Source organism: Phyllobacterium sp. TAF24, assembly GCF_052113785.1.
GTDB lineage: Bacteria > Pseudomonadota > Alphaproteobacteria > Rhizobiales > Rhizobiaceae > Phyllobacterium.
The window spans coordinates 59,444-77,187 of record NZ_JBFRDN010000007.1 but is presented as its reverse complement, the minus strand read 5'-3'; the positions used below and the strand labels follow the sequence as shown (position 1 = coordinate 77,187).

General features: G+C 57.0%; 19 protein-coding genes. 9 read left to right on the top strand and 10 right to left on the bottom strand.

What is annotated here, in order from left to right:
- The first annotated feature begins 128 nt into the window (after nucleotides 1-128).
- The 5 genes from AB4Y96_RS08465 to AB4Y96_RS08445 all read left to right on the top strand — a co-directional run bounded on the left by AB4Y96_RS08465 (nucleotide 129) and on the right by AB4Y96_RS08445 (nucleotide 6,229).
- Nucleotides 129-791, top strand: coding sequence for a VOC family protein (locus AB4Y96_RS08465; protein ID WP_441916640.1), 663 nt, complete (start codon nucleotides 129-131; stop codon nucleotides 789-791).
- A gap of 416 nt (nucleotides 792-1,207) precedes the next feature.
- On the top strand, nucleotides 1,208-2,197 hold the full coding sequence (gene glpX / locus AB4Y96_RS08460; protein WP_441916638.1) for a class II fructose-bisphosphatase: 990 nt from the start codon (nucleotides 1,208-1,210) through the stop codon (nucleotides 2,195-2,197).
- A 136-nt stretch (nucleotides 2,198-2,333) separates the two neighbouring features.
- Nucleotides 2,334-3,017, top strand: coding sequence for a hypothetical protein (locus AB4Y96_RS08455; RefSeq protein WP_441916636.1), 684 nt, complete (start codon nucleotides 2,334-2,336; stop codon nucleotides 3,015-3,017).
- 71 nt (nucleotides 3,018-3,088) lie between these two features.
- The gene (gene recJ, locus AB4Y96_RS08450) at nucleotides 3,089-4,879 is read left to right on the top strand and encodes a single-stranded-DNA-specific exonuclease RecJ (RefSeq protein WP_441916634.1); all 1,791 of its coding nucleotides are present in this window, start codon (nucleotides 3,089-3,091) and stop codon (nucleotides 4,877-4,879) included.
- A 105-nt stretch (nucleotides 4,880-4,984) separates the two neighbouring features.
- Nucleotides 4,985-6,229 (top strand): Y-family DNA polymerase, encoded by a 1,245-nt coding sequence (locus AB4Y96_RS08445; protein WP_441916633.1) that lies wholly within the window; start codon nucleotides 4,985-4,987, stop codon nucleotides 6,227-6,229.
- Between the two features lie 430 nt (nucleotides 6,230-6,659).
- Here the strand turns inward: AB4Y96_RS08445 and AB4Y96_RS08440 are convergent, their stop codons facing one another.
- Nucleotides 6,660-6,917 carry a YjhX family toxin gene (locus AB4Y96_RS08440; RefSeq protein ID WP_112524884.1) on the bottom strand — a complete coding sequence of 86 codons (258 nt, stop codon included), beginning with the start codon at nucleotides 6,915-6,917 and terminating at the stop codon, nucleotides 6,660-6,662.
- Nucleotides 6,918-7,113: 196 nt separating this feature from the next.
- Nucleotides 7,114-8,064: a GlxA family transcriptional regulator gene (locus AB4Y96_RS08435; RefSeq protein WP_441916631.1), complete on the bottom strand. Its 951-nt coding sequence runs from the start codon at nucleotides 8,062-8,064 to the stop codon at nucleotides 7,114-7,116.
- Between the two features lie 113 nt (nucleotides 8,065-8,177).
- Between AB4Y96_RS08435 and AB4Y96_RS08430 the strand changes: the two genes are divergently transcribed.
- Nucleotides 8,178-8,819 carry an HD domain-containing protein gene (locus AB4Y96_RS08430; RefSeq protein WP_441916630.1) on the top strand — a complete coding sequence of 214 codons (642 nt, stop codon included), beginning with the start codon at nucleotides 8,178-8,180 and terminating at the stop codon, nucleotides 8,817-8,819.
- A gap of 9 nt (nucleotides 8,820-8,828) precedes the next feature.
- Here the strand turns inward: AB4Y96_RS08430 and AB4Y96_RS08425 are convergent, their stop codons facing one another.
- The 4 genes from AB4Y96_RS08425 to AB4Y96_RS08410 all read right to left on the bottom strand — a co-directional run bounded on the left by AB4Y96_RS08425 (nucleotide 8,829) and on the right by AB4Y96_RS08410 (nucleotide 10,966).
- On the bottom strand, nucleotides 8,829-9,452 hold the full coding sequence (locus AB4Y96_RS08425; protein ID WP_441916628.1) for an ATP-dependent Clp protease proteolytic subunit: 624 nt from the start codon (nucleotides 9,450-9,452) through the stop codon (nucleotides 8,829-8,831).
- 36 nt (nucleotides 9,453-9,488) lie between these two features.
- Entirely contained in the window at nucleotides 9,489-9,869 is a 381-nt protein-coding gene (locus AB4Y96_RS08420) for an SRPBCC family protein (protein ID WP_441916626.1), read from the bottom strand.
- A complete protein-coding gene (locus tag AB4Y96_RS08415; protein WP_091877135.1) occupies nucleotides 9,866-10,180 on the bottom strand; it encodes an ArsR/SmtB family transcription factor in 315 nt (104 codons plus the stop codon). Before AB4Y96_RS08415 ends, AB4Y96_RS08420 begins: the two co-directional genes overlap by 4 nt.
- 99 nt (nucleotides 10,181-10,279) lie before the next feature.
- Complete coding sequence (locus tag AB4Y96_RS08410) at nucleotides 10,280-10,966, bottom strand: DJ-1/PfpI family protein (protein WP_441916624.1); 687 nt, start codon at nucleotides 10,964-10,966, stop codon at nucleotides 10,280-10,282.
- An 84-nt stretch (nucleotides 10,967-11,050) separates the two neighbouring features.
- Here AB4Y96_RS08410 and AB4Y96_RS08405 point away from each other — a divergent pair, with 84 nt between their 5' ends.
- Complete coding sequence (locus AB4Y96_RS08405; RefSeq protein ID WP_441916623.1) at nucleotides 11,051-11,995, top strand: GlxA family transcriptional regulator; 945 nt, start codon at nucleotides 11,051-11,053, stop codon at nucleotides 11,993-11,995.
- A 2-nt stretch (nucleotides 11,996-11,997) separates the two neighbouring features.
- On the opposite strand, the gene AB4Y96_RS08400 is transcribed toward AB4Y96_RS08405, so the two are convergent.
- On the bottom strand, nucleotides 11,998-12,483 hold the full coding sequence (locus AB4Y96_RS08400) for an anthrone oxygenase family protein (protein ID WP_441916622.1): 486 nt from the start codon (nucleotides 12,481-12,483) through the stop codon (nucleotides 11,998-12,000).
- Between the two features lies 1 nt (nucleotide 12,484).
- On the bottom strand, nucleotides 12,485-13,342 hold the full coding sequence (locus AB4Y96_RS08395) for an NAD(P)H-binding protein (RefSeq protein ID WP_441916621.1): 858 nt from the start codon (nucleotides 13,340-13,342) through the stop codon (nucleotides 12,485-12,487).
- A 107-nt stretch (nucleotides 13,343-13,449) separates the two neighbouring features.
- On the opposite strand from AB4Y96_RS08395, the gene AB4Y96_RS08390 reads away from it, so the two are divergent.
- Nucleotides 13,450-14,094 (top strand): TetR family transcriptional regulator, encoded by a 645-nt coding sequence (locus AB4Y96_RS08390; protein WP_441916619.1) that lies wholly within the window; start codon nucleotides 13,450-13,452, stop codon nucleotides 14,092-14,094.
- On the opposite strand, the gene AB4Y96_RS08385 is transcribed toward AB4Y96_RS08390, so the two are convergent.
- Together AB4Y96_RS08385 and AB4Y96_RS08380 are read right to left on the bottom strand one after the other, a co-directional pair.
- On the bottom strand, nucleotides 14,091-15,239 hold the full coding sequence (locus AB4Y96_RS08385; RefSeq protein ID WP_441916617.1) for an alpha/beta fold hydrolase: 1,149 nt from the start codon (nucleotides 15,237-15,239) through the stop codon (nucleotides 14,091-14,093). The two genes, AB4Y96_RS08390 and AB4Y96_RS08385, sit on opposite strands and share 4 nt — an antisense overlap.
- 154 nt (nucleotides 15,240-15,393) lie before the next feature.
- On the bottom strand, nucleotides 15,394-16,035 hold the full coding sequence (locus tag AB4Y96_RS08380) for a cysteine hydrolase family protein (RefSeq protein WP_441916616.1): 642 nt from the start codon (nucleotides 16,033-16,035) through the stop codon (nucleotides 15,394-15,396).
- Nucleotides 16,036-16,238: 203 nt separating this feature from the next.
- On the opposite strand from AB4Y96_RS08380, the gene gatB reads away from it, so the two are divergent.
- Nucleotides 16,239-17,741: an Asp-tRNA(Asn)/Glu-tRNA(Gln) amidotransferase subunit GatB gene (gatB, locus tag AB4Y96_RS08375; protein ID WP_091877120.1), complete on the top strand. Its 1,503-nt coding sequence runs from the start codon at nucleotides 16,239-16,241 to the stop codon at nucleotides 17,739-17,741.
- Nucleotides 17,742-17,744 lie beyond the last annotated feature (3 nt).

Sequence of the window (17,744 nt, the reverse complement as noted above, 5' to 3'; positions counted from 1 at the left end):
ATTCCAAGGGGTGGCGTTTTGTTATTATGCACCAAAATATATCTAAAACAGATGTTTACGGCTATTGACCTCAACCTTGCTTGAGGAATTACGTTGGGCAAATCGAATGATTTTCAGGGATATGTGAAATGAAGATTTTCTCTGCGCGCATCACTGTGCAGGATTTAAGCGCGGCTGTTTCCTTCTATCGGGATATACTCCAGTTGCCGGTTGAAGAGCATATCAGCCATGCCGTTGTAACTGTGGGTTACAGCCGCCTTGTGATGGAGCAGGGCACAGCATTCAGCGGTGTGCATCATCTGGCGTTCGGCATTGCACCGACAAAGTTCGAGCGGATCAGAGACTGGTTGGGTAGGCGCATTGGACTGATTTCCGTCGGTGACAGCGATGTTGTTACCGGTCCGCAGGGCTGGCATTCGCGTTCACTTTACTTCATCGGCCCCGAAGGGATTATTCTGGAATATATTGCCCATGATGAATATAGCGGTCTGCCCTTTGTTGGCCCGCAGCCATTTTCCATTGCCGAGATTGGTTTTGCTGTTGAGAACGTCAAAACATCCGTTGATCTGTTGAGGGCCGGGTTCGGTGTGCCGCCGTTTCCGCCCCAGACCGATACATTTTCTCCGGTCGGCGATACGAATGGATTGCTGATTGTCGTCGACAAAAACCGATTGTGGTTTCCAACGCTCAATATCCATGCTGCCCATGCTCCATTGCTGATCGAAATCGAAGCGCCCATGCGTGCCGGAACAATGCAGCTTTCGGAATGGACGACAGTGGTTTCTTTGTAAGGAGATTTGCTTTGCATCACCACAGTGCGTGATGCGTGGTTCGTGGTTCGACAAGCTCACCATGAGGGAGAGGGGTGGGTTGCAGGGAGTCAGGTTCTGCAATGTCGGTAGTCTGCAACGTTGGCGATTATCGTTGCATCCACCCAAGCCCCTCATGGTGAGCTTGTCGAACCACGAACCACGAACCACACCCCCTCACACAAAAGCCAACCACATGACCCTTTGTAAAAGCACTGTATTGCTTCGTGAACGGCTGCTAGCCCGTTTAATCGATTAGCTTTTTCGGTGAGGGCACTTTCCTGCTGGCGGGGTCTTGCCGCTGCGGCATGACTTTGACAAAAGGTTTGCACAGCAATGCTAGGAAGAGCCCTGTTGATCCGCAACTGGGTATCTCCACACGAACGCAGGATAGATTTATGCCGAAAACTTCCGACCAGACTTCAATGGGCCTCGACCGTATTTTGACCCTTGAGCTTGTCCGCGTGACCGAACGTGCCGCCGTGGCGGCAGCGCGTCTGCGCGGACGCGGCGACGAAATGGCTGCCGATCAGGCCGCTGTGGATGCCATGCGTCAGGAACTCAATCGTCTGCCAATCAGCGGTACCGTGGTGATCGGCGAGGGTGAGCGCGATGAAGCGCCGATGCTCTATATCGGTGAAGAAGTCGGTACACGCACCGGCCCGGAAGTCGATATTGCGCTTGATCCGCTCGAAGGCACGACCATCTGCGCCAAGAACCTGCCCAATTCGCTCGCCGTGATCGCGATCGCCGAAAAAGGCAATCTGCTTTACGCGCCTGATGTTTACATGGAAAAGATTGCCGTTGGACCGGGCTATCCCGCCGGTATCATCCAGCTTGATGCATCCGCTGCCGAGAATATTGCTGCCGTTGCAAAAGCTAAAGGCGTTCCAATCAACGAGATTACCGCCTGCATCATGGATCGCCCGCGCCATGCGCGTCTGATCGAGGAAGTGCGTGCAACCGGCGCTTCGATCCGCCTCATCGGTGATGGCGACGTGGCCGGTGTGATCCATACGACAGACCCGGATGAAACGGGCATCGACATTTATATCGGTATTGGCGGCGCGCCTGAGGGTGTTCTGGCTGCCGCAGCGCTGCGTTGCATCGGGGGGCAAATGCAGGGCCGGTTGCAGCTCAACAGCGACGACAAGATCGCTCGTGCGGCCAAGATGGGCATCAGTGATCCCAAGAAGATCTACACCATGGAAGAAATGGCCAAGGGTGACGTTCTTTTCGCCGCAACTGGCGTTACCGACGGCAATATGCTGTCAGGCGTCAAGTTCGCCCGTGACTATATCCAGACCCATACCATCGTCATGCGCTCGCATTCGCAGACCGTGCGCGAGATCAAGGCAAAGCATCAGGATATGAGCAAATTCCAGTAAGATCTGGCAATTGAAACACTTTTTGCCCTGCTGCTCACCCGAGTGGCAGGGCATTTTGTTAACTGCATTCGTGGCTCAGTAGGAATTGCCCTATTGGGGCCATGCTTTTTGAGCTATTTTCATATCGGGAGTTCATATGAGTGTTAAAGCCATGAATATCCGAACGAAAATAACCGCTTGCATTGTTTCGGCGCTGGTAGTTGCAGGGCCGGGTAACACTGCGTTTGCGCAGGACCCCTACCTTGATCTTATTCAAGGGTATCGATCCAATTCGATCGCCGATCGCTTTCCGCAGACTGTCGGGCCATTCACCCTGGTCAAGCACAGCGTCAATCCGCAGGATTTCGGTGTAACGGCGGAATACGAAGCCGTGGATGCCAAGGCAACGGTGATAATGGCGGGCGTCAAGGCCAACAACAAGGCAGCCGCCTATCCCATCAAGGACGGGGCGGATGATCCAGTTGTTCGCGATCTGTTTGAGAAGGCGACCCAGTATCATTCAACGCAACCTGGCGAAATAGCCGTGCAGAGTACACTGCCATACAGTGCAGGGCTGGCAATGCCCTGTGTCAGCGCCGACGCGGCACAGGAAAAGCACGCCTTTCTCGTCTGTGTTGTCGGCATGCATAGCCGCTATCTGCTGATCCAGCCCGCCGCCAACTATGCCAAGGGCAGCAAGGAAGCGGCGGAACGCACCCTTTCCGACTTTGCCACCTCGCTTGCCACAACAATGCATGACATCGGTGCACCGCCACCACCACCGGCAGATGGTGCGGTCGCGCCTGCAAATGGGGCCGTTACGCCAGCGCCCGCCCAGTAATTGCCGGTTTGTTCACCGGATACATCATTCGAAGCATTGCATTCAGGTGCGCCGGATGATTGAAGCGTTGCATGGCACCAGAACGGCTCTTCCTCGGCGTTGAAAACTCGGCAACCGGTCTCAAATGGATTGACCGGCTGGGACCGCGCGAGGCCAACATTGCCCTTGCCATGGCGCAGAACCATGGTTTTCCCGATCTTGTCACCCGTGTTCTTGCCGGGCGCGGCGTTGGTGTCGATGATGCGCCGGCCTTCATGGATCCGACAATCAAGGGGCTAATGCCTGATCCAGCCTCGCTCACCGATATGGAGAAGGCCGCTCTCCGCATTGCGCAGGCCATCGGCAAACACGAAAAGGTGGCGATTTTCGGCGATTACGATGTGGACGGTGCCTGTTCATCGGCCATTCTGTCGCGATTTCTCACCCATTACGGCATTGCCAACCACATCTATATCCCGGATCGGATTTTCGAAGGTTACGGGCCAAATCCGCAGGCCATGCGCGAACTGGCGCAAAACGGCGCTTCGCTGATCGTCACCGTGGATTGCGGCACCAACAGCGCTTTGGCCATTGAGGCGGCCCGTGAGGCAGGCGCCGATGTGGTTGTGCTTGATCACCATCAGGTCGGCGGTGATTTGCCAGCCGCTGCCGTCGCCGTGGTCAATCCCAACCGCGAAGATGATTTGTCAGGGCAGGGCTATCTTTGCGCGGCGGGTGTGGTTTTCCTCACGCTGGTGCAGGTTTTGCGGACGCTGCGCGAACAGCGCATCGCGACGGGAACACTTGCGCCTGATCTGTTGTCGATGCTTGATCTGGTGGCGCTGGCCACCGTTTKCGATGTGGTGCCGCTCAAAGAACTGAACCGCGCCTTTGTGGTCAAAGGTCTGCTGGTGGCGCGGGCGCAGCAAAATGCCGGGCTTGCTGCTCTGGCGCGGGTATCACGCATCGGCGAGCCGCTGAGCGCCTTCCATTTCGGTTATCTGATCGGACCGCGCATCAATGCCGGTGGGCGTATTGGCGATGCCGGGCTCGGCTCGCGCCTGTTGACACTGGATGATCCCAACGAAGCAGCGCGCATTGCCACCGAGCTTGATCGGCTCAATACGGAACGGCAAGCCATGGAAACCGTCATGCTGGAGCAGGCGGAAGCCGAGGCCATGTTTGAGATGTCGAGTGGCGGCGGTCCCGCCGTTCTGGTGACGGCAAGCGATGACTGGCACCCCGGAATTGTCGGGCTGATTGCCGCGCGCTTGAAGGAGCGGACCCGCCGTCCGGTTTTTGCCATTGCGTTCAATGTCAACGGCACGGGAAGTGGTTCCGGACGCTCGATCAGCGGATTTGATCTCGGCAAACTGGTGCGCAGTGCCGTTGATGCCGGGCTTCTGGTCAAGGGCGGCGGCCATGCGATGGCGGCGGGTATCACACTTGAACGTGGCAAAATGGGCGCTCTGCGGGCATTTTTTGAAGAGCACGCGGCTGAAATGGTTGGCCAGTTGCGCGAAAACGAGTCTTTGGCCATCGATGGTGCGCTCAGCGCCTCGGGTGCGACAGTGCCACTCTATGAGACAATGGAAAGGGCCGGGCCTTTCGGTTCGGGGCACCCGCAGCCCGTGCTGGTGCTGCCACACCACAGGCTGGTTGATGCCCGCACTGTTGGCACCAACCACGTCAAGGCAACGCTAGCCGGCGCCGATGGCAAGCGCATCAACGCCATTGCCTTTCGTGCCACGGGTGCGCCGCTTGGTGATTTCCTGTTCGGCAATCTCGGCCAATCCATGCATGTGGCGGGTAATCTTGCGCTCAACCACTGGAACGGGTCGACAACCACCCAGTTTCGTATCATGGACGCGGCAAAAGCCTGACGACGGCTGTCAGCAGAAACCGCGGCAATTTCGGAATAAGTTTGCACTCTCCGCGCATATGTTCTATTTTTGTTCTCATATCGGCAATGATAGAACCCGTGATCCATGCGCAAACCRACCCATCTGGAAAAACTGTATCTCGACTTTGACAGTTTCTTCGCCAGCGCCGAGCAGCAGCTGAACCCGGCACTGCGCAACCGTCCGATTGCGGTAGTGCCGCTGGATTCTCCCCATACGAGTGTGATTGCCGCGAGCCGCGAGGCAAAGCCGTTTGGCATCAAAACAGGCACGTCCGTACGCGAAGCGCGAGAACTCTGTCCTGATATCGTTTTTCTGGAAGCCCGGCCTGACGTCTATGTGAAGTTGCATAACCAGATTCTGACAACCATTGAGACGTGCGTGCCCATTGCTGCGGTGCGTTCCATTGATGAGGTCGCGTGTACGCTATTGGCATCGGAAGCCAAGGACCCGCATGGGCTTGCCGCACGCATCAAGCGGGCTCTACACGATGAAATGGGCGCGGTGCTGACCTGTTCCATCGGCATTTCCCTGAATGAACTCCTCGCCAAGATCGCGGCGGAAATGGACAAGCCCGATGGTTGCGTCGTGCTTGATCATGAGGATCTGCCGGGACGGCTGTTCGATCTGCGGCTCAAAGATCTGCCCGGTATTTCCAAGGGTATGGAGCAGCGGCTGGGACAGGCCGGGGTGAATGACGTGCCGGGCCTTTGGGCGCTCGCACCCAAACATGCCCGGGCAATCTGGAACAGCGTGGAGGGCGAGCGGTTTGTCACGGCGCTGCATGGCTATGCGGTGGAAAAGCCCGAGACGGTCAAACGCATGTTTGGCCACGGCCGCAACCTGCCGCCGGACTGGCGGGCACCCGACAAGGTGCTGCAATGCGCGCGGCTGCTCTGCCTCAGCGCGGCCCGACGTCTGCGCCGTTCGCATTACCGCGCAGGAGCGCTCAGCTATACGGTTGGTGCCCACCGGGACAACCGCGTGACCATGGAAGGTCAGTTTCGCCCGGCGCGTGATGATCACAGTTTTCTCAATTGCCTCAATGGTTTGCATGACAAAATGGTCAAGGCAGGTGAAATGAGAAACGTCAGCACCGTGACTGTTGTGCTGCATGATCTGTCCAGCGAGACGGAGGAAAGTCAGGATCTGTTTGATACGCACGCCCTCACCGAACAGCGCGGACAGTGGGAGCGCGTGTCAGATATGCTCGACAAGGTGCGCGTGCGCCACGGTTCCAAGGCACTCAATCTCGGGCTGACCACCGGTCCGGGGAATTATATCGGCTCAAAAATTGCTTTTGGCCGGATACCCGAGCCGGAGGATTTTTGAGGGTTTGTGGTTAGCTTGCATCGATGATTGCAGGCCTATTCTGCGTGGTTCGACAGGCTCACCATGAGGGAGAGCATAGGCTGCAGGGAGCCAAGTTCGGCAAAGTTGGTGATTAGCGTTGCAGTGCTCCACTCTCCCTCATGGTGAGCTTGTCGAACCACGAACCACGAACCACGCACAATGGCTCTGCCAAGCGCTCACCCCCCTCTGTCCTGTCGGACATCTCCCCCACAAGGGGGGAGATCACATTGACATGAACGCCTTTGCACAACTGGAAATGTTGCAGATTGTGCAAAGGCAGTAGTGACAGCTGATCTCCCCCCTTGTGGGGGAGATGTCCGACAGGACAGAGGGGGGTGCAGGCCTCAATATCAATGCCGGAACCTTGGTAAAGCAACCGGCGGCACCATTCAGCACCGCCGGTCACCCATTACCGATTATCCAGCTCCGACCTTACCAGTTGCAGGCCGCGACGGGTTACGCGGTAGGGGCCGCCGCCGGATGAAGCGATGGCGCCCTTCTGCTTAAGCTTGCGGAAGAGCCGCAAATTGCAAGCCGTATAGCGGGAACCATCGCGGGTGAGGCAGATGATGTCCGTGATGGCCTTGCGCTCATCTTTTTCGAGTAAAATTTTGCCGCCCTGGGCGAGCAGGTGAAGTATGCGCTGTTCGTCGCGCGAAATGTCCATTGATCCAAGTCCTGGGAAAACGGGCAAAAGCCCATAAGAACCTATCCGCTGCCAAAAGCGTTTGGCGCGGTGCTCCTATTTTCACGCCCCAACCTTCAAAGAAGCCGGGGCTCTAGCGGGACTCAGACTGATTAGACATAAATACTCCATCGGTGTGGACGAGCCGTATAAGACAAGATTGCCGCCCTGTCCACCCTCACAAATAGCGCCGTCTGTACTCCGCCGGTGTCACGCCGACATGGCGCACAAAGGCGCGGCGCAGCGTGTCCGCATCGGCAAAGCCGCATTCGACTGCGACCTGTTTTGGTAGCCGGCGGCCATTTTCCAGAAGATTGCGCGCAGCGGTGATCCGCGCTGTCTCCACCCATATAGCCGGTGTAATACCGACTTCCTGCTGAAAAATACGGGCAAAATGGCGGGGGCTAAGTCCGGTGCGCCGGGCGAGACTGGCGACGGAATGGTCTTCGCCGGGATTGGCGGCAACCCAGCGCTGGACCTCCTGCAGGGCGGACCGCCCGCCCGGTTCCGCCTCGCCATGACGGCTGAATTGCATCTGTCCGCCGGGGCGCTTGAAGAACATCACCAGTTGACCCGCCACTTTGAGCGCAATGTCGCGGCCAAGATCTTCCTCAACCAGAGCAAGCGCCATGTCGAGCCCGGCCGTCACGCCCGCAGCAGTCCGCACAGGACCATCGCGCACATGCAATGCATCCGCATCGACGTAAATGGTGGGGTAAGTTGCAGTCAGGGTGTCCGCGACGGCCCAGTGGGTGGTAACGCGCCTGCCATCAAGCAGTCCTGCCGCTGCAAGAATGAAAGCACCACTGCAAACGGAACCAAAGCGGTGCGCCCGCAGGCAGGAGGTGCGCAGCCACTGATGTTGCTCCGGGGTTAGCCGGATATCAGGCGCATGCGGGCATCCGGCAACCAGCATTGTATCGATGCTATCTGCCTCATCCGTTATGATCCGGTCAGGCAAAAGCCGCACACCTGATGAACTGCGGATTGGCCCGGCTTCAATGCCAATCACCTGCAATTCATATTCCTTTCGCCCCAATTGCACATTGGCTTCGGCAAACACGTCCATGGGTCCCGATACATCGAGAAGCTGGACGCCGGGCATGGCCAATAGACTGATGGTCCGCATTTTCGCTCCGTGGCGTTATGGATCGCATATTGGCAGAATTAGACGTACTCAGTCAATTGCTGCCAAATGGCGCGAGCGATAGGGTCGGTATCCAAGACAAAGGAGAAATCAAAATGTCCATATCCATTGGCGGTATCTGCATTCCTGATACGAAGCTTGCGCGAGGCGTCACCGAGCTGGTGCGCGACACGGCTTCGGAACTGCTCTTCAACCACTCAAGCCGCGTTTATTATTTCGGTGCGATTGCCGGACAGCAGAAGGGGCTGAAGTTCGACCCTGAGCTGCTTTACACCGGCGCAATGTTCCATGATATGGGCCTGACCCATCAGCACAGCAGCGCCGATGAGCGCTTCGAAGTGGATGGTGCCAATGCGGCACTGGATTTTCTACGCGGCCATGGCATCGCGCAGGCGGATATCGATACGGTGTGGACGGCGATTGCCCTGCATACAACGCCCGGAATCCCCAAACATATGCACCCTGTTGTGGCACTGGTGACTGCCGGGGTGGAGATGGATGTGCTGGGGCTGACCTACAAGCAATATAGCGATGCGGAGCGTGAGGCGGTGGTCAAGGCGTTTCCACGCAGTGACCACTTCAAGGAAGATATCATTCAGGCCTTCTATGACGGCATCAAGCACAAGCCTGACACCACTTTTGGTAACGTCAAGGCTGACGTGCTTGCGGATAAGGACCCGCATTTCCATCGCGGCAATTTCTGCGATGTGATCCGCTGTTCGCACTGGAAGGGGTGAGGCTGGCACTCACTCCTTCGTAATCTGCAAGGGTTCGCTGTCGCGCTTGGTGATGATCGTATCCACAAGCCCCCAGTCGAGCCCTTCCTGTGCGGTCATGAAATGGTCGCGGTCGAGCGTTTTCTCGACCTCTTCCACCGTGCGCCCGCAATGATGGGCATAGAGCGTTGTCATGCGCCGTTTAACGACGGCCATTTCCTGCGCCTGAATGAAAATATCCGAGGCCTGACCCTGAAAACCGCCAAGTGGCTGGTGTACATGCAGGCTGGCATTGGGCAGGGCGGCGCGATGGCCGGGTTCACCCGCCATCAGCAGGAATGATCCCATGGAGCGCGCCGTGCCCATGCACAGCGTGGCAACAGGGCAGGTGATGAACTGCATCGTGTCATAGATGGCAAGACCACTGGTAATCACGCCGCCGGGCGAGTTGATATACATGGAGATGGGTTTTTTCGGGTTTTCCGATTCAAGGAACAGCAGTTGCGCGCAGATCAGCGTCGCCATTCCATCTTCCACCTGACCATTCAGAAAGACAATTCGCTCGCGCAACAGGCGCGAATAGATATCAAATGATCGTTCACCACGGCTGGATTGTTCCACGACCATAGGGACGAGCTGCATCATGTCGCGCATGGCGAACACTCCTTCGATATTGAGATTTTGTGTGGTTTAAGCGGCGAGGCGCATGGTCATCGGCGGCGCGTTGCCGTTGGCAGCGGTGCGGCTGATCGGCTTTGCCAAGGCTACAGGCTCATGCACAATGCTGAACGTGGTGCCGCCCGAGCCATTGGGATCGATCCGGAAGGTGACGATGCTATCAGGCACCGCGTCATCGTCTTCGCGCATGGAATAGCGAACGAAGCGCTCCGTATCGGCCTCGATGACTTCAAGCGAAATGCGCGATGGCTCCTGTGGCGCCTGCGGGTCGGGCAGCAGCCAGCGGGCAACGAATTCCGGCACGGTCAGCGCGCGCCAGACTTTTGAGGGTGCGGCATCCAGATCATATTCGTAACGCAGGGCTGTGTCGGCTTCTGCCGTGTCGCTGGTCATTGATCCATCTCCTTCAAAAGCTGCTTCAGTTCATCGACGCGCTGCGGCCAGAAGGCGCGGTAGCGGTTAAGCCATTGGTGGATTTGCGCCAGTCCATCCGGGTTGACCCGGTAATGAACATGGCGACCGGTCTTTTGTTCGGCAACAAGCCCGGCGGAGCGCAACACCGCAAGATGCTGCGACATGGCGGGCTGTGACAGGGAAAATCCCTCGCGCAGTTCCGTCGCGTTCTTCTCACCATCGGCCAGCCGTTCAAACACGGCGCGGCGGGTGGGATCGGCAAGTGCCTTGAATATATCGACCTCAGACATATCAATACATAAGCACAGACTTATGTGAGTTGCAAGCGCGATTATAAGAAAATAAAACCCGGCCACATGGCTGGCCGGGTCTGGTTGATTGGAGCAGGATTATTCCGCAAGCCGTGCAGCAGCCAGCGCGATCTCGTCATGCCGCTGTTGCACAAATGGCTGCATCCAACTGCGCACTGCGTCGACAGTCTTTTGCGATGCTGTTTCGGGGCGGCCGGAGTTGAAAGGCGGGGCAGGCGCATACTCGAGCATGAGTTGAATGCGCTGGGCAACCTCATCCCCCTGCAATTCGGCAATCAGCGTGAGCACAAAATCGATACCGGCGGTGACGCCGCCGCCAGTCAGGATATTGCCGTCGCGCACCACGCGATCAGTGTTGGGAATAGCACCGAATGGCAGCAGCATGTCCCGCCATGCCCAATGACAGGCCACCCGTTTGCCCTTGAGAAGACCGGCAGCGCCAAGGATCAGCGATCCGGTACAGACCGAGGTGATGTATTGTGCTGAGAGGCCAAGGTGGCGAATTGCAAGGACAAACGCTTCATCCTGCAGGGCGCGTGTGCAACCGGAGCCACCCGGCACGCAAAGCACGTCGCACCGTTCGATTGTCGAAAGATCAGCGAGACCGGAAAAGACAAGGCCGTCCGCACCGACATCCTTGCCACCCATCGAAGCAACAATGACCTTTGCCTCCGGCAGACGGGAGAGAAACTGGTGCGGTCCAGTGAAATCAAGATGCGTGACGCCGTTGTAGATGGGGATGACGATGGTGATCGGATGGGCCATGGCTGTTCCTCTGCATGAGTTGACAGCATCAGAATAGAGCGGCATGATCGAGTCTTAAATGACATAGAACCCTCATTTTCAGCCATGACCCGCAATATCGGATTTTTCATTTTCCCCGAGTTTCAGATTCTCGACCTGACGGGGCCATTGTCGGCTTTTCAGATTGCAGGGCCGGAATATCGGTTGCACGTGATCTCGGCGGATGGCGGGCTTGTAGCGAGCACCGCAGCACTTGAAGTCATGACCAAGCGGGCCGGGGATCAGACTTTCGATACACTGATGATTGCAGGCGGTAGAGGCGCGCGCACGGGATCACAAACGGAAACACTTCCCGCATTGGTACGGGATATGGCGCTGCGTTCGCGGCGGGTTGCCAGTGTGTGCACCGGTGCCTTTCTGCTTGCGGCTGCGGGTCTGCTTGACGGCAGGCGGGCAACAACCCATTGGCGGCGCGCGGCGGATCTGCAAAAGCGCTTTCCCGATATCGCGGTTGATGGCGACAAAATCTACGTGAAGGATGGTTCGGTCTGGACATCGGCTGGTATCACCGCAGGAATTGATCTGGCACTGGCGCTGATTGAGGATGATCTTGGTGGTGATGCAGCGCGGGCGGTGGCGCAGGAGCTGGTGGTCTATCATCGCCGTCCGGGTGGCCAGTCGCAATTTTCCGCCATGCTGGAACTGGCGCCCGATAGCGACCGGGTGCGGCGCGCTTTGAGCTTTGCCCGTGAGCATTTGCATGAGGCATTGCCGGTGGAACGGCTGGCAGAGGCTGCCTGTCTCAGTCCGCGTCAGTTTGGCCGGGCATTTCGGGCTGAAACGGGAGAGACTCCGGCAAAGGCGGTGGAGCGTTTGCGGGCGGAAGCGGCACGAGGGCGGATTGAATCGAGTAGTGAACCCATTGAGAGCATTGCGGTGTCCGTGGGGTTCGTTGATCCCGAACGCATGCGGCGCGCGTTTTTAAGGCTTTATGGTCAGCCGCCGCAGGCTTTGAAGCGCGCTGCACGCGCGCTTCGTGTCATCGGGTAGTTTTACGCCTGCGACTGCTGGGCGAAGGCGAAGATGAAGGCGGCGAGGGCGGCGAAGTTTGCAACCGTCCGCACATGATTCCAGGGAAGCCAATCCTTCAGATAATTTGCCCAGACGCTTGCGCCCTCGGTACTTGTGGGAGCAACCGCCGCCAATGCGTCATTGAGCGGTACGTTGAAAACCATTGTAACGATGATCGTGCCGACGAGAAAGAGCACGCTGCCTGCAAGCAGAGCCAGAGACCCGGCGTCGCTCCAGCGTAGAACGCTGACAACACCAAGCACCACGCAGATCGCTGCTGTGCCGAAGAAAGCCAGCGTGAACGAGAAGTTGAGGATCGTCACATTGATCGAATTCATGGCGGCGATGCCCTGTTCGGGCGGAAGCTTGGCGAATGCCGTCATGATGAAGCTTGAAAAGGCGAAGAACAAACCTGCCATCAGGCCGCTTCCCAAGGCGGCCAAAAGGGTGAGAATAGGTAGCCACATGTTACTGTCCCTCCACTATACCGGACCAGACGCCGGTTGCTGCTGTTTCCTGAACGTAGTCTGAGAAGTCGCGCGGAGCGCGGCCCAATGCTCGCTGCACACCGTCGGACAGATATTCATTGCGGCCATCGAGCACCTGCGTGAAGAGGTCGTTCAACAGCCCGACGATTTCAGGCGGAAGCTGTTCCTGCGCCAACCCTTGCGAGAACTGTTCCGGCGTTATCGTCACATAGCGAATATCGCGTTTGGTGGCGCTGGCGATTTCGGCCACCGCGTCGGCAAAAGTCAAGAGACGCGGGCCGGTCACTTCATAGAGTTGGCCGATATGCCTGTCATCGGTGAGCGCAGCCACGACAACATCGGCGATATCATTGGCGTCGATAAAAGGTTCTCCTACGGCGCCGACAGGCAGGGCAAGTTCGCCGGCAAGAATGGAGGCCAGCATGACGTTCTCGCTGAAATTTTGGGCAAACCAGCTGGCTCTAACGATAGTCCAGTCGGCGCCTGATGCCTGAAAAGCCTTTTCGGCACGCTGGGCTTCATGTTCGCCGCGACCTGACAGCAGCACCAGCCGCTTGACGCCATTCTCAACAGCAAGACGGGTGAGTGCTTCAACTGTTTCCGTCGCGCCGGGAATGGCAATATCGGGGTAATAGGTGATGTAGGCGGCTCTCACGCCATCAAGCGCCGGAAGCCAGGTGTTGCGGTCTTCCCAGTCAAAGGACGGGGTGCCGCTGCGTGAACCGATGCGGACAGGCACGCCCTGTGCCGTCAGGCGTTCGGCAACGCGGCGGCCAGTTTTTCCGGTTCCACCGATGATCAGGATTGGTTTTGTTGAAGAAGTGCTGCTGTTGGTCATTTTCATCTCCCTTCAATTAATATGAGGAATCCTCACATTTGCAATAAGTGATAAATCCTCATATTCTGCGAGTCAAGCTGAATTTGTTACTGCGCGGAGACCTGCAAATGAATGAGATTGCACCCATCGTGCCTGAGAGCGGCGACAGAGATGCCGCCATGCGCAAGGAACCGACCCAGCGCCGCAGCAAGGAGCGGGTGGAGCGCATTCTGTCCTGCGCCTCGACGCTGATCGCCGACAATGGCAGCGATGCCATGCGCATGAGCGACGTGGCTGAGAAAGCGGGGATATCGATCGGGTCGCTCTATCAGTATTTTCCGGACAAGGGATCAATCATCCGCACCCTTGCCGATCGGTACAATGCACTAGGGCGCGAATGCATTGCTGATACGCTGAAAAATGTTCATGATATGAATGGCTTACAGGCGTCTTTTGCGGAGTTGATTGATATTTATTATGCGCTGTTTCTTGCCGAACCCGTCATGCGCGACATCTGGTCGGGCACACAGGCGGATAAGGCGCTGCGCGATATCGATCTGCTTGATAGCCGCCTGAACGGTGCTGTGCTGGCCGACGCGCGCGCCCGCGTCAATCCGGTTGCGGACAGGGCTTTTCTGGAAAACTCAAGCTTCCTGATCATGCATTTGGGCCAAGCGACGATGCATCTCGCAATTTCCGTTGACCCTACGGAAGGCGCTGCACTGGTCGACGGTTTCAAGCGCATGGTGCTGCGGGAGATGTTGACAGCTTAAGGCAAAGTTATGATGGTCGCTTTGCCGGGTTCGGTCTTGATTGTCGTGCCTGCCGAAGTGATGACGGCACGCGTGAGGTCCGGTGTTGGTTTGCCCGTTTTGATGAAGCTCAGAATATCGGTGGCGATCTGATCGGGTGCATCCCATTGCACATTATGGCCGATATCGGTTTCCTGCGCACCGGATGCTGGCAGGGGGTCGACACCATATTGCTTCCAGACTGCCACGATACCGTTTGCGGATGCTGCCTTGCGTAATGCGTCGATGATGCCGATCTGGTCGGGTTCGTGATAAAAAATACTGTCCTGCGATCCCCACAAAACAAGAATAGGTGTCTTGAGGTTGGCGAGGCGTGCGGTGTTGTCAAAGTCAAGCAGAGCGCTCGTCGCGCCAATCCACGTTCCCATTTTTACATGGGACGTTTCCGGGACAATTGCCTTGACCAGTGATGGGTCCGCCACTGGATCAACATCCCAGTTTTTGGCAATCCATTCCTCCGCCTTGGGGTCCGCATCGCGCGGCGTTGCATTCCAGATCGCTTCGGGGCTGGTAATCCCCTTGGCATCGAGTGCTTTTTTCCAACTGCCAAGCACCGGTTCATTGAGCACATAATCCCGGACAACGGAATTGTCTTTGGTCTTGTTGCTGGTGGCAACGAGGATCACACGCTCAACCTTGTCAGGATAATCAAGTGCCATTTCCTGCGATACGATTGATCCCATGGAATGACCAGCTATCGTTGCTTTTGGAATCTTCAGGCTTTCCATGAAGGCCGCGAGATCCTCGGCGAAGAGTTTAGGCGCAAAACAGGATTTCGGGTCTTTGGGGCATTCTGCGCCTGCTGGCATCGAGGTTGAGCCGTGGCCGCGTTGATCAACCGCAAGAATGCGCAGGGAGGGATCAAGCTTGTGAAGGCTTGCCATAGTGGCAGACCAGGAGCGCGCTGTGTCGGTCAGCCCGTGCAGCAGGATGACGGCTTTTCCATCTGAAGGACCGGTCTCAACATAGGCCATCCGAATGCCCGTCTTCAGTTCGATCGTGCATTTGCCGGTGTCAATGCTGGAACAGGCGGCACTTGCTGCTTCGGGCAATGTTAAGAGGCCCAGAATTGCCAGTGCTGGAACGAGCCATCTGCGGTGTGCCATTTCAGTGCCTCCGTTGCGACAGTGCTTTCCTGCATCAAGCTAACAGCCCGGCATTGGGACCGTTAAGTTCGCACCGCCTTTGATTGGCCTGTTTGCGTCCGATGCGAACGCGCTTTGCGGTTGCATCGTTTTTCCAGTCGGGGCGGGCGACGAACTAACGTGGATTAAGCGCGGCTGCCAGTTCATCGACGGTGCACAGGATGGAGTCGCCCATATAGGCCATGTTGGCCATCGACCGATCCGCCGCATCCGCATGACCGCCGCCACAGGCATCTGTGAGAATAACCGGAATAAAGCCGAGATCAGCGCCATGGCGCACCGTCGGGTCGATGCCGATTTCCGTGGCGATACCGCAGATGATAAAGCTTTTGAGGCCGCAATCGCGCAGGGCAATGGCGAGCGGTGTGCCTTCAAAGGCTGAGAAGGTGATCTTGTCGAGAATGGCCTCATCCTCGCGCACCGCCAGTTCCGGGGCAAGCGCAAAGCCGGGGCTGTCACGCAGGAACCATGGTTCGACCTCTTCGGCTGAAACTTTGCGCTGCCAGGCCATCATTTGCTTGTATTGAAACACACCGGCCATTTTCTTCGGCAGGGACATATGGCGCATGAAGAAGATACGGATGCCAGCGGAGCGGGCGATTTCGAGCGTTTGCAGCACCTTGTCCAGTATGGCAGCGCCATCCTTCATCTGGTGCAATATTCCCACCTGCATATCGTAGACAACAAGCGCCGTTGTTTCGGGGCTTACGGTTTCAGCAAGGGTTTCAGGGATGGCGAGACCGTAGATATTTTGCATGGATGTCCTCCGAATATATGTCAGGCGATCCTCTCCCGATCACCGCTCCCGGGAATCAACGGTATCACCATAGGCCCGGAAAAACAGGTCGAAGCGCGGCATTTCCTCAAACGTGATGCTTGCTGGTCCAGAAACACTTGCCTCACGGGGCTGTTTCGATTAGCCAATAGACAGATAAATTTAGCCAGGAATTGCAGTCCAGCATGACTCTCGTTGATACCCGCACACCCGAACCCAAGCGTTTTGTTTCCGGTGCCACAGGCGACTGGGAAATCGTCATCGGCATGGAAGTCCATGCGCAGATCACGTCCAATTCGAAACTCTTCTCCGGTGCTTCGACGACCTTTGGTGCTGAGCCCAATGAGAACGTCTCGCTTGTTGATGCGGCCATGCCGGGCATGTTGCCTGTCATCAATGAATGGTGCGTGCGTCAGGCGATTCGGACCGGTCTTGGTTTGAAGGCACAGATCAACCTGAAATCCGTGTTCGACCGGAAGAACTATTTTTATCCTGACCTGCCGCAGGGCTATCAGATTTCCCAGTTCAAACAGCCGATTGTTGGCGAAGGCACCATGCTGATTTCCGTTGGTCCTGACAATAAGGGCCAGTTCGAAGATGTAGAGATCGGTATTGAGCGCCTGCATCTGGAACAGGATGCCGGCAAGTCGCTGCACGACCAGAATCCGACCATGTCCTATGTGGACCTCAATCGCTCAGGCGTGGCGCTGATGGAAATCGTCTCGAAGCCGGATATGCGTTCGGCCGATGAAGCCAAGGCGTACCTGACCAAGATGCGCACCATCGTGCGTTATCTCGGCACCTGTGATGGCAACATGGATGAAGGCTCGATGCGCGCTGACGTCAACGTCTCCGTGCGCAAGCCGGGCGGCGAATTCGGCACACGCTGCGAAATCAAAAACGTCAACTCCATCCGCTTTGCCGGTCAGGCCATTGACTACGAAGCGCGCCGCCAGATTGCCATTCTGGAAGATGGTGGATCAATCGATCAGGAAACACGGCTGTTTGACCCCGTAAAGGGTGAAACACGCTCCATGCGCACCAAGGAAGAGGCGCATGACTATCGCTATTTCCCCGATCCAGACCTCCTGCCGCTGGAATTCGAGCAGTCCTATGTGGACGAACTGCGCGCCGATTTGCCTGAGCTGCCCGATGACAAGAAAGCGCGCCTTGTGTCAATGCTTGGCCTTTCGGTCTATGACGCGTCTATTCTTGTGACGGAAAAGGCGATTGCCGATTATTTCGAAACGGTGGCTGCAGGGCGCGATGGCAAGCTTGCGGCAAACTGGGTGATCAACGATCTGCTCGGCGCGCTGAACAAGGCGGGCAAGGGGATTGAAGAATCTCCCGTATCGGCGGATCAGCTCGGCGGCATTATCGACCTGATCAAGGAAGGCACGATCTCAGGCAAGATCGCCAAGGACCTGTTCGAGCTTGTCTGGAACGAAGGCGGCGATCCGCGCAAACTGGTTGAAGAGCGCGGCATGAAGCAGGTGACTGACACCGGCGCCATTGAAAAAGCCGTGGATGATGTCATTGCCGCGAATCCTGATAAGGTCGAGCAGGCAAAGGCAAAACCAACCATGGCTGGCTGGTTTGTCGGGCAGGTGATGAAGTCTACTGGTGGCAAGGCAAATCCGCAGGCTGTCAGCGATCTGGTCAAGGCAAAACTCGGGATTGTCGATTAAAAT

Excerpts from the sequence above, each read along its gene's own strand:
- AB4Y96_RS08465 (WP_441916640.1), top strand. The coding sequence starts at position 129 with ATGAAGATTTTCTCTGCGCGCATCACTGTGCAGGATTTAAGCGCGGCT.
- glpX (WP_441916638.1), top strand. The coding sequence starts at position 1,208 with ATGCCGAAAACTTCCGACCAGACTTCAATGGGCCTCGACCGTATTTTG.
- AB4Y96_RS08455 (WP_441916636.1), top strand. The coding sequence starts at position 2,334 with ATGAGTGTTAAAGCCATGAATATCCGAACGAAAATAACCGCTTGCATT.
- AB4Y96_RS08440 (WP_112524884.1), bottom strand. The coding sequence starts at position 6,917 with ATGGACATTTCGCGCGACGAACAGCGCATACTTCACCTGCTCGCCCAG.
- AB4Y96_RS08435 (WP_441916631.1), bottom strand. The coding sequence starts at position 8,064 with ATGCGGACCATCAGTCTATTGGCCATGCCCGGCGTCCAGCTTCTCGAT.
- AB4Y96_RS08430 (WP_441916630.1), top strand. The coding sequence starts at position 8,178 with ATGTCCATATCCATTGGCGGTATCTGCATTCCTGATACGAAGCTTGCG.
- AB4Y96_RS08425 (WP_441916628.1), bottom strand. The coding sequence starts at position 9,452 with ATGCGCGACATGATGCAGCTCGTCCCTATGGTCGTGGAACAATCCAGC.
- AB4Y96_RS08420 (WP_441916626.1), bottom strand. The coding sequence starts at position 9,869 with ATGACCAGCGACACGGCAGAAGCCGACACAGCCCTGCGTTACGAATAT.
- AB4Y96_RS08415 (WP_091877135.1), bottom strand. The coding sequence starts at position 10,180 with ATGTCTGAGGTCGATATATTCAAGGCACTTGCCGATCCCACCCGCCGC.
- AB4Y96_RS08410 (WP_441916624.1), bottom strand. The coding sequence starts at position 10,966 with ATGGCCCATCCGATCACCATCGTCATCCCCATCTACAACGGCGTCACG.
- AB4Y96_RS08405 (WP_441916623.1), top strand. The coding sequence starts at position 11,051 with ATGACCCGCAATATCGGATTTTTCATTTTCCCCGAGTTTCAGATTCTC.
- AB4Y96_RS08400 (WP_441916622.1), bottom strand. The coding sequence starts at position 12,483 with ATGTGGCTACCTATTCTCACCCTTTTGGCCGCCTTGGGAAGCGGCCTG.
- AB4Y96_RS08395 (WP_441916621.1), bottom strand. The coding sequence starts at position 13,342 with ATGACCAACAGCAGCACTTCTTCAACAAAACCAATCCTGATCATCGGT.
- AB4Y96_RS08390 (WP_441916619.1), top strand. The coding sequence starts at position 13,450 with ATGAATGAGATTGCACCCATCGTGCCTGAGAGCGGCGACAGAGATGCC.
- AB4Y96_RS08385 (WP_441916617.1), bottom strand. The coding sequence starts at position 15,239 with ATGGCACACCGCAGATGGCTCGTTCCAGCACTGGCAATTCTGGGCCTC.
- AB4Y96_RS08380 (WP_441916616.1), bottom strand. The coding sequence starts at position 16,035 with ATGCAAAATATCTACGGTCTCGCCATCCCTGAAACCCTTGCTGAAACC.
- gatB (WP_091877120.1), top strand. The coding sequence starts at position 16,239 with ATGACTCTCGTTGATACCCGCACACCCGAACCCAAGCGTTTTGTTTCC.